A 1975-nucleotide genomic window follows, 5' to 3' on the forward strand; every position below is an offset into this window, starting at 1 on the left:
ACACCCCACCGGGCACCGCCACCTCGTCCGACGTCGGGAACCCCAGCACCGAGGACTCACCACCCAACCCCGTGTACTTCCCCAGCACCCACCCCCAGACGGCGTGGGCGCCGCTGGACGGCGAGGACCAGACGGTGCCGCCCTGGAAGCGCTGCAGGACCCCGCCCACGGCGGGCTCCTCGGGGGCGACCGGGTAGCCCAGCGGGCCGTTCTCCCGGGACTGGGACGCCCACTCCGAGGCGACCCAGCCCTTGGTCTCCACCGCGCCGGTCGCGGGCGACCAGTGGATGGCCCCGCCGGCGTACTGCTGGAAGCAGCCCCCGCCGGCCAGACCGCAGGTGATGAGGGACGTCGCCGCGCCCAGCTGCCCGCCGGACCCGCCCAGCACGGCGTACCGCGCCGCGATCGCACCGCCCCCCGGGGACTGGGTCGAGCCGAACCAGTCGGTGTAGTACATCCAGAAGTTGCGGTTGCCGTAGGCCGAGCAGCTGTCGCCCGAGCCGTAGCCGGCGCGCAGCGCGGCGGCGTTGGGCTGGTAGGGCGTGTAGTTGTACAGCCCGGCGGTGGCCTGGTTGGCCAGGTAGACCGGCGCGGACCCGCAGGACGCGTCCGGCGAGAAGCGGATCTGGTTGGTCAGGCCGGCCCGGTAGCCGTAGGAGGTCGGCCGCTGCCGGTAGTTCTGGAACTGCCGTGCCGCGTTGTAGACCTGGTTGAAGAAGCCGTAGTACTGGGTGTCGCAGGCCGCGGTGTCCGGGCAGCCGAAGCCCATCGCCTTCTGGTACCGCGTCGCGTACAGCGACGAGCCGCTGTTGGTCACCAGCGACTGCTCCTTCTGCATCATCACCAGCAGCACCCGGGGGTTGACGCCGCAGGCGGCGCCGACCTTGGCGATGATGTCCGCCGCGCTCTCCATGGGGGCGCCGGCGTAGGTGGCGCACCGGCCGTCGGCCGGCTTGGTGACGGTGTCCTGCCGGTAGACCCGCAGGCAGGGGGTGCCGTCGGAGCCGGTGCGGCAGGACGCGCCCTTGAGGTCGAGGAAGGCCTGCACCTCCGGCGCGGTCATCGACCCGCCGTCGAAGAAGATCTCGTCGGAGATGATGTTCCCGGCGCTGAACTGGCTGCCGTCGGCGGCCGGGGCCAGGCGCGGCGCGGGCGGGGACCCCACGGCGACCAGCGGCAGCAGCACCAGGGCGAGGGCCGCGGCGACCCACAGCGCGGCGCGGCGGCGGGCGGTGGCGGGGCGGGTCACGGGATCTCGACCTCCTGGACGGGCGAGGTCCCCGTCGACGTCGGCGAACTGTAGGTGAGCACGAGGTCCCACGACCCCGGTGCCAGCTGGGCGCGGTCCACGCGGAGGTCACCGCAGGCCGTGCTGCTGACGTCCGGTGCGGCCGATGCGGAGGCGGTGGCGCGCTGGCCGCCGCGGGTGAGCACGAGGGAGCAGGTCCCGGTGTCCTCGACGACGCCCAGGACGACGCCCCCGGCGACCACGGCCGAGGCGGAGGCGTCGTAGCCGGAGTAGGTGACCGTCACGTCGACCGCGCGGGGCGCGGACCCACCGCTGCCCGAGTTCGGCGCCGGGGCCGGCGGGTCGGTGGCCACGTCGACGCCGTCGCCGGCGGAGGGGTCCGGCGCCTGGCCCGTGACGCCGGCGGTGCCGCCGGCCGCGGTGCCGGCGGTCGGGGCACCGGCGGAGGCACCGGCGGAGGTCGTGGCGGAGTGCGGGGTGGAGGTCGTGGCGGCGGCCCCCGAGCCGTCGGCGGTCGGGGACAGCTCGTCGGAGGAGCAGGCGGTGAGCGCCACCGCGCAGGCGCCGAGGACGGCGGCCAGCCGGTGCGCGGGGCGGACGCGGCGCGCGCTCACCGGGTCACCACCGAGACGGCGCCGGTGGTGAGGTTGCAGGTGATCGAGCCGCGCTGGAAGTCGCTGCGCGCCACGTTCCCCGACCGGTACTCGTTGCTCACCGGCAACCCCA

At 75.0% G+C, this 1975-nt stretch carries 3 protein-coding genes; all 3 read right to left on the reverse strand.

Annotated features, from left to right (window positions below; all coding sequences use genetic code 11):
• On the reverse strand, positions 1-1249 hold a 1249-nt coding region (locus BLT39_RS21720; protein ID WP_207508342.1), incomplete at its 3' end, for an LGFP repeat-containing protein.
• Entirely contained in the window at positions 1246-1863 is a 618-nt protein-coding gene (locus BLT39_RS21725; protein WP_091069435.1) for a hypothetical protein, read from the reverse strand. The genes BLT39_RS21720 and BLT39_RS21725, both read right to left, overlap by 4 nt.
• A complete protein-coding gene (locus BLT39_RS23550; protein WP_423221495.1) occupies positions 1860-1964 on the reverse strand; it encodes a hypothetical protein in 105 nt (34 codons plus the stop codon). The genes BLT39_RS21725 and BLT39_RS23550 overlap by 4 nt, the downstream gene beginning before the upstream one ends.
• Between the last annotated feature and the right edge of the window lie 11 nt (positions 1965-1975).

This window comes from Klenkia brasiliensis (assembly GCF_900100695.1).
Taxonomy (GTDB): Bacteria; Actinomycetota; Actinomycetes; order Mycobacteriales; family Geodermatophilaceae; genus Klenkia; species Klenkia brasiliensis.